The sequence below is a fragment of the Persicitalea sp. genome (assembly GCF_041751555.1).
Lineage (GTDB): Bacteria > Bacteroidota > Bacteroidia > Cytophagales > Spirosomataceae > Persicitalea.
The window spans coordinates 1-7,260 of sequence record NZ_JBGSXF010000689.1; the positions used below are offsets into that span (position 1 = coordinate 1).

The 7,260-nt window shown below is 52.6% G+C and carries 8 protein-coding genes; 2 read left to right on the forward strand and 6 right to left on the reverse strand.

Annotated features, from left to right (window positions below; all coding sequences use genetic code 11):
* The 6 genes from ACEW8P_RS24225 to ACEW8P_RS24250 form a co-directional block, all read right to left on the reverse strand.
* Positions 1-366 (reverse strand): hypothetical protein (locus ACEW8P_RS24225; protein ID WP_373515638.1); only part of this gene is annotated, 366 nt, incomplete at its 3' end.
* 64 nt (positions 367-430) lie between these two features.
* Positions 431-1,000 (reverse strand): hypothetical protein, encoded by a 570-nt coding sequence (locus ACEW8P_RS24230; protein ID WP_373515639.1) that lies wholly within the window; start codon positions 998-1,000, stop codon positions 431-433.
* 81 nt (positions 1,001-1,081) lie between these two features.
* Complete coding sequence (tssD, locus tag ACEW8P_RS24235) at positions 1,082-1,474, reverse strand: type VI secretion system tube protein TssD (RefSeq protein WP_373515640.1); 393 nt, start codon at positions 1,472-1,474, stop codon at positions 1,082-1,084.
* A gap of 53 nt (positions 1,475-1,527) precedes the next feature.
* Positions 1,528-2,910 carry a type VI secretion system contractile sheath protein TssC gene (locus ACEW8P_RS24240; RefSeq protein ID WP_373515641.1) on the reverse strand — a complete coding sequence of 461 codons (1,383 nt, stop codon included), beginning with the start codon at positions 2,908-2,910 and terminating at the stop codon, positions 1,528-1,530.
* A gap of 107 nt (positions 2,911-3,017) precedes the next feature.
* The gene (locus ACEW8P_RS24245; RefSeq protein ID WP_373515642.1) at positions 3,018-3,476 is read right to left on the reverse strand and encodes a type VI secretion system contractile sheath small subunit; all 459 of its coding nucleotides are present in this window, start codon (positions 3,474-3,476) and stop codon (positions 3,018-3,020) included.
* A 31-nt stretch (positions 3,477-3,507) separates the two neighbouring features.
* Positions 3,508-6,048, reverse strand: coding sequence for an ATP-dependent Clp protease ATP-binding subunit (locus tag ACEW8P_RS24250; protein WP_373515643.1), 2,541 nt, complete (start codon positions 6,046-6,048; stop codon positions 3,508-3,510).
* 170 nt (positions 6,049-6,218) lie between these two features.
* Here ACEW8P_RS24250 and ACEW8P_RS24255 point away from each other — a divergent pair, with 170 nt between their 5' ends.
* Together ACEW8P_RS24255 and ACEW8P_RS24260 are read left to right on the forward strand one after the other, a co-directional pair.
* Positions 6,219-6,989 (forward strand): FHA domain-containing protein, encoded by a 771-nt coding sequence (locus ACEW8P_RS24255; RefSeq protein ID WP_373515644.1) that lies wholly within the window; start codon positions 6,219-6,221, stop codon positions 6,987-6,989.
* A gap of 20 nt (positions 6,990-7,009) precedes the next feature.
* Positions 7,010-7,260, forward strand: a 251-nt coding sequence (locus ACEW8P_RS24260) for a hypothetical protein (RefSeq protein WP_373515645.1), incomplete at its 3' end; no start/stop codon positions are given.

Below are 7,260 nucleotides of genomic sequence, written 5' to 3' on the forward strand. Positions count from 1 at the left end.
CCCTGTGGTCTGAATCAGTCCCCGGCCCCGGAATCGAAATCCGTCTCCTACTTTGGAATTACCTAGATCGTGTGCTTTCCTGTTACGTTTGTTTGTTTTTTCAAAGGGCTGATCAAAATCTCTCTCATACCTTTCCTGCTCAGCTGTGGGGTTCCATAACTCTCTGGTCAAACTGAGTCCAGAGGTTTCTTTACCTATTTGTCCCAAGAAGCACGCTACCCTATTGAGTGTATTTATTTGATACACTTTCAAAGTCTCATTGATATGCGGCACAGCTTCCTTGATTCGAGACATTCTAGTCAAGGGATAGATGACTTCGAGTTGGGCAGCGGTTACCTGTGTCAATGGAAAATTAAGGATGGTCATTTCTCTTTCCTTAGATTAGCTAATTCACGCTATTTAAATTTAGACAACAGCGTATAGAATTCACCTACGCAGTCCGATTAATTTGCGTGAGACGGTCATGAATTATGGCACGCTCCGTTCCCAACTTCAACATTTCCTTCTTTGCCTTATCCATCTGCAGACGCATATTAGTGAAGAGGATACTCTGCTCCTTAGAATTATTACTCACTTCTACAGCCGTGTTAAAAAAGGCAATGGAATCCTGGGCAAATCCCAACAGGATGTTTACACCCGGAATATATTCGGTCAGGGCTTGGCTTTTCAGATGATCGGTGATTACTCCCCCCAAAACCTTAAATATTTCCTTGGTAGGTTTGCTATTGCGTGATCCGCTGGCAGCGTATTGACTATAGAGTGTTTTGACAATACTCTGATAGATAGAAGTGGCCTTTTTCACCTCGAATGCATTGACAATCACGTTCAACGGAACTAGAGCGGCCTGTATCACGACGGCAAAATTGCCCCAGGATTGTGCGGAGGCGGCATCCGAAAAAAGAGTACGCTCAATTTCCTCCATGTCTTTGATGCCCTCCGCGACTATAAGCTGCCGAGTGGCCAACACATCGTACCGTGACTTCAATTGATTGAGATCCATAAAATTATCGAATTAAGAATGGGGGTTTACCACGCGCGTGACCAGAATAGATTCAGCCACGCGAGCGGAAAATCACTTTCCTTACCACTTCTTCTCAAAAGCCACCCCATCCACGGTGAGCTTCTTGCAGGAGAGTGTGACGTTCTCAGTCATGGTGCCGTTGGTACCCGCGTCCATGGATTCACTGTACCCGACCACGGCGCCATCTTCGAACTCCACGGTCTTGAAATCCTTATCGATGTCGGCGGGATCCTTGAATACGATCTTGCCCTTGCTACGCTTGGTGGGGTGGATGGCGAGTTTCCAGAACTCGGACTCCTTTATACCTTCTACAACTAGGGAAACATTCCCGGCGAAGACTTCGGAGGTGGTTTTTCCGGTCACGTAATCGGCACTTTGCGATACGGAATATGAGCAGTTGTGAAGTTTGCGGGGAGTGCCGCCGTCAATTGATACTGTTGCTTCAAAAGCCATGATTTTTGTTGTTTAAAGTTGAAAAAATTAAGGGTAATGTACTTTGGTTAAGATTAGCTGACTTCAGTATTCCACTCATCGCCGCCGTCCATGCCCGACAGGCTCACCAAGAAGCTTCGGGCCGAGAAGTGGGGCGTAATCGAGATATCCAGAATGATGTTCTTGATGTCGTTCGGGTCGCGCCGGATGTCCTTTACGGTATAGTCCTTGATGAGTTTCTTAGAGCCCGTGATGGAGTTGAGAAACTTAGAAATCTGCTTGCGAAGATTGTCGTCCGTGTCGTAGGTCCAGTTCTGAAAAGCATAGCGATCCAGGAAATCCACCAGTACCTTATTGATCCAGTCGAACACCCGCACGACGGAGTAGGTCTGCAGGCCCACATTGTCGCCGTTGAACATTGTCCGGTCCGAAAAGGCCTGTACCTTGCCGAAGGCAGAGAGCATCGGGATAAGTCCCAAGCGATTCATGTCGCCCGCCTGATTGCGATCGATTTTAAAGCGGGTACCTTCGGCCCCCATCAGCATTCCGTAAGTAGCTCCGGCGACAGGCTGTGACATCAGTACCGAGTGCATTCGCCCGGCCAGGGCCGTTGAAGGCGGAATATGCAGCGCTTCTTCTTCGCCCAAGTCTTCGTGGGCACCCCGGCCCACGAGCCAGTTGCAGGCCATCAACAGATTTGCCTTGTGGTTGCTGGCGTCGGCCAGTTTGCCCTTTTCAAAAGCCGAGATGGCTTCTTTCGCATCGGTAAAATCTTCGTAATCGGTGATCATCATCACCTTATGTTTGCTGGCCACGCGAGCGAAGGCGTCAATCACGGTGTTCTTGCCCATGTAGCCCGGAATGACCATCAGGGAATAGTTGTCGCTCAGGTCGTACACCTGGTAATTATTGTGCAATTCCTGGTCGATGGTATTCAGTACTTCGCCGTCCTTGATGTCGGCCACTTGGTCCATGGAAGCATTCACGATGGTGAGCTTGGGAATTTCGCGCTGCTCAGTGTTGAGCATAAAAGTCGCCAGCCCCTGATAGGCCACCTCCAGGGCTTTGGATTCTTCCAGTACCCTGGACTGGTTTTTTTTCAGCAGTTGCTCGTTGGTTTCCTGTCCCTGCCGGGCTTTAGCCTGCATCTGATCCACGGTTTCGGATTCGCCGACAAGCGCGGCCCACATTTCCAGGCGCTGGAGCAAGTCGCGGCGTTCCGCTTCGGTATCTTCGTCGGAGAGGTAGTTGGCTTTGGCCCCCGCCTTCTGGGGATTCATATCCCGCACCCCCTCGACCGTCGTTTCGAGGAATTTGAAGCCGCCCAGCGATTTCATGACTTCCAGGCTTTCGTTGAGGGAAAGCGGTTGGGGGGACGCACTGGTGGTCGTGGCCGCCGGGTCGCGGTAGGCTACTTCTTCAATTGATTTTTGGGTTTCTTCCTGTTGCTTTGCCATGTAAAACAATGATGAGTGATGAGTGATGAGTGATTAATGATTAATTAAGAGTGGTGTCGTAAAGAGAGGGCCCACTCTCAACTTTTGGGCATCCTGCTACAAGTACTTCACAGACTTTCCTTTAACTCGCTGATCATCCTTTGGAGGGCACTCAGGTAGGCGGCTCGGGTTTCGGGATCGCTCAGGGCCTTTTGGAGTTGCCGATTGTTTTTCAGGTTTTTGTAAAAGCGGTCGTGGTTGTATTCCTTGCCAGCCAGCTCTTTCAGGAACGGGCTTTGCTCCATCATGCCTTCGGGTGAAAAGTCTTTCATTTTACCGAAGGTGATGGTTTCAAACACCGGCGCTCCTTCCTCATCCTGAAATTCGGCTTCTACCTGGGGTTTGAAATGGTCGAAAACGGATTCCATGGTTTCGAGCCCGTTCACCATTTCTTTTTCGGGAGACGCGTTAAACGCCGACACGAACAGTGTACGCGAGGGCGGAAGAGCCTCTATTTTCTCACTGCCTTTGTTTGCATCGGGATCTACGTTGCCTCCCGGTCTGATAAAATCGAATTGTCCTGCCATGGTTAAGTTTATGAGTTTAAAGTTTATGAGTTTATGAGTTTTGAGCTTCAGTAGCTACCGGGGCTTCCTGCTTTTCCCATACGTATTCGTCCTCCGGGTTCAGGGTTAGGTTTACGGTACTGCCTTTGCCGATTTCGCCCGAAATAATCATCTGTGACAGCGGTTGCCGCAGACGGTTACTGATAACCGCCCGGATGGGTCGCGCTCCGAACTGAGGATTATAGCCTTCTTTGGAAAGTGCAACTTCGGCAGCCTCCTCGATCGTCAGCGTAATGCCCAGCTTATCCAGGCTTTTGCGAAGCGGGCGGAGTTGAAAATTGAATATGCGCCGGATCGTTTCTTCGGTAATGGGACGGAAGGGCGTCAGACCCGTGAGCCTACCCAGGAATTCGGGCCGAAAGTACCCCTCCATATTCTGGATGAGGTCGGTCTGGGTAGGTACCCTGCCTTCGTTGAATTCTTTTACAATGAACTGGGAGCCGATATTCGACGTAAAAAGCAGAATGGCATTGGTAAAGTCCCCTTCCCGATCCAGCGTATCGTGCAGGCGGCCTTCGTCCAAAATCTGTAGAAAAATGTCATAAACTTTGGGATGGGCCTTTTCCACTTCATCAAAAAGTACCACGGCGAACGGCTGCTGCCGGATGCGGGTCACTAGCAGGCCGCCTTCCTCGTACCCGACGTAGCCCGGCGGCGAGCCTTTAAGCAAAGAAACCGTATGTTCCTCGGCGTACTCCGACATATCGAACCGGATCAGGGCTTTTTCGTCGTTGAAAAGCAGTTCGGATACGGCTTTGGCCAGTTCCGTTTTGCCCGTACCCGTGGGGCCTAACAGAAAGAATGAAGCGGGTTTTCCAGTTTCACCTACCCCTGAGCGGTTTTGCCGGATGGCATTGGCGATGATCGCGATGGCGGTGTCCTGCCCCACGACGCGTCGGCGCAGGTGGTCTTCCAGTTGGAGGAGTTTTTCCTGTTCATTCACCTGAATCTTGCCGAGCGGGATACCCGTTTTGTAGGCCACTACGGCGGCTATGTCGGTCTTATCCACCAGTTCCTTATGCTGCTGCGACTGCTCCTGTACTTTTTCCAGCAACTGGGTGAGGGCTTCGAGGGCCGTTTCGGGGTCGTCTATGTCTTTGATATCGTTTAACTCTTCAATCTGCCCCAAAAGCACCGGACTCAGTCGATCGTGGAGTTGCTGCTCAAACCAGCGGAGTTCATCCATATAGCCCGGCCCGTACCCCTCGCTGCTTTCGGCTTTGAGTCGTTCAAACTCGCCGTTCAGGTATTCAATTTCCTGGGAGGTAGTTTCGGTCAGGAGCTTGCGGGCGGCCATCGTGCGATCGATGAGGTCGAGGGCTGCATCGGGCAGGCGACGATCCTTGATGTACCGTCGCGATAGCAACACCGCTTCTTTCACCGCTTCATGGTCGATGGTTAGGCCGTGGTGTTTTTCAAAGTAGGGTACCACTTTCTCGATCATGCGGCGGGCGCGGGTATCGTCCGGCTCCTCCACTTTCAAAATCTCAAAGCGGCGGCTGAACGCTTCGTCGCGTTCGAGGTACTTTCGGTATTCGTCCAGGGTCGTAGCGCCGATCACGGTCAATTCGCCCCGCGCCAGTTCGGGCTTGAGTAGGTTGGCTAGTCCGGTGACGCCTCCCTGCGGATCCATCAAAACGTGAATTTCGTCGATAAATAGGAGGGCGCGGGGGTACTGTTTTATTTCAGCAATGATGTTCTTGAGGCGGTCTTCCACTTCCCCTTTGTAGGAAGCCCCCGCAATCAACGCTCCCATGTCTAGCTGAAAAAGCTGGGCATTCTGCAGATGTGCCGGCACGTTTCCGCCGATGATCAGGTGGGTCAGGCCCTCGACCAGCGCCGTTTTTCCAACGCCCGGCTCCCCCACGATAATGACGTTGGGCTTGGTGCGACGCCCCAGCGTCTCCACCATCATGCGGGTTTCGCGTTCGCGGCCCACGATGGGATCCAGTTTTCCGGCCCCGGCCATCGCAATTTTATCGATACAGAATCGGGCGATGGCCTTCGCGGGAGCCGCCGCGCCCGAGGTCGGAGCCGTGCCGGAATTTGAATTCAGGCCGTTGGAAGACACCCCAGGTACCTGATTGTCATTGACCTCCTGAACTTCGGCGAGGGCTTTTTCCAATAAAAATCCTTCCGTGAGCGGAAATGCCTTGAGTTCATTTTTACTAAAAGCCACCTCGGGCCGACTCATCGCGATTAGGGCGGCAAAGGGCGAAACCTCCGACTGCCCGAGTTTCAACCGGATCACGTCGGCCACTTCCATGGTGAGCAGTATCTTTTCGTCGCCCGTGGGTTCCTCTATAGTCCGGGCCGATTTGGGGTACTTCTCGATCTTATACTGCGCCCAGTCGCGGATGAACTGGATGTCGGTGTCCCAGGCTACCAGCGTACTGCCCAGCCCCACATCGTTGTGAAGCAAACCCACCAACAGATGCGCGGGGGAGAATGTAGCCTGGCGGTACTCGCGGGCCGTCGCCTGCGCGATTTGCACGGCGCGAATCAATTCTCCGGTAAGGTTGGTGATCAGCATGGCAGGCGTCGAAAACGAGTGATAAAATGATGTTGCAATGTTATTGAAGATTAAGGCCTTGCGAAATACGTCATTTGACGTATTTTATCAATTGGGGGCATTTTGCTACTTGCATTCGTCCTTCGGACCAGGCTGCAAGCAGAAATTATTCGAATAAAATACCCGATCAATTGGCCGTAAATGCGATGAATCCTTTGGTCAAACGAGTAACAGTCGGGCGGAAACCCGGCAACACCATCGTCCTCAATGCGCACGACGTGAGCGGCACCCACGCCACACTTACCCTGTTGAGTCCGGTCACGAACACCTGGGAGATTCAGGATATGGGTTCGGCCAACGGGACTTTTGTGAACGGGATGCGGGTGTACCGCAAGGAAGTGACGCCCACCAGCCAGATCAAGCTCGGAAAGACGCCGCTTTCGTGGGATCAAATCCTGGAACGCCCAGCGATGGAGACCCCGGCGCCGGAACGCCGCTCGCCGCCCGCTCCGATATCGGACCCGCTGCCCGTTTATGAGGAGCCTTCGGCCCAGGACGAGGAATTGCGGGAGATTGCCTGGAACCTTAAAAAAGTCAGTGACGAGTACCGCGAAAAGAAATACCGATTGGCCGAGATTCACGCGCAGGAATCCATGAATTCCCGCATACAGGGGCTGGGTTTCCCGATTGGGGCGGTGATGGGGCCGCTGTTGCTCCAGGTACTGCCGCCCGAGTATAAGGTGTTCGGGTTTGTGGGTAGTCTCATCCCGCTGGGGTTTGCGGGGAGTGCTTTTATGAGTTCGCGCAGGCTTAGCAAGGAGCGCAAGGGCTACAATGGTCTGGAAGACTGGTACCGGATTAACTACGTGTGTCCGCACTGCCATAACTTCGTGCAGCAGCCCTTTGAATTATTGGAAAAAACCAAAAACTGCCGGGCCTGCAAAAAGCCCCTGATACCGTAAAACCATTATTCAAAATAGAAATGAGCAATCCTGATTTTGAAAAAACGCAGATATGGGCCAAAAGCCTGGTGAACGCGCCCGTTTCCCTGCCCCTGCCTGTTGCCGCCGCTGCCGCGCCAGTAGCGGCTCTACCCCCGATGCCTAAGAAACCGGTACTCAAAAAACTCACCAAAGAGGAAAAAATAATGCTGGCTTCGGGCGGTGCCCTGGCTGTGGGTTTGGGGGCAATCGTGATCACCAGCCTGCCTGACGACGCCGTAGCCGCCGCCCC

Coding starts and splice junctions, on each gene's coding strand:
- tssD (WP_373515640.1), bottom strand. CDS start 1,474: ATGGCTTTTGAAGCAACAGTATCAATTGACGGCGGCACTCCCCGCAAA.
- ACEW8P_RS24250 (WP_373515643.1), bottom strand. CDS start 6,048: ATGCTGATCACCAACCTTACCGGAGAATTGATTCGCGCCGTGCAAATC.
- ACEW8P_RS24245 (WP_373515642.1), bottom strand. CDS start 3,476: ATGGCAGGACAATTCGATTTTATCAGACCGGGAGGCAACGTAGATCCC.
- ACEW8P_RS24230 (WP_373515639.1), bottom strand. CDS start 1,000: ATGGATCTCAATCAATTGAAGTCACGGTACGATGTGTTGGCCACTCGG.
- ACEW8P_RS24240 (WP_373515641.1), bottom strand. CDS start 2,910: ATGGCAAAGCAACAGGAAGAAACCCAAAAATCAATTGAAGAAGTAGCC.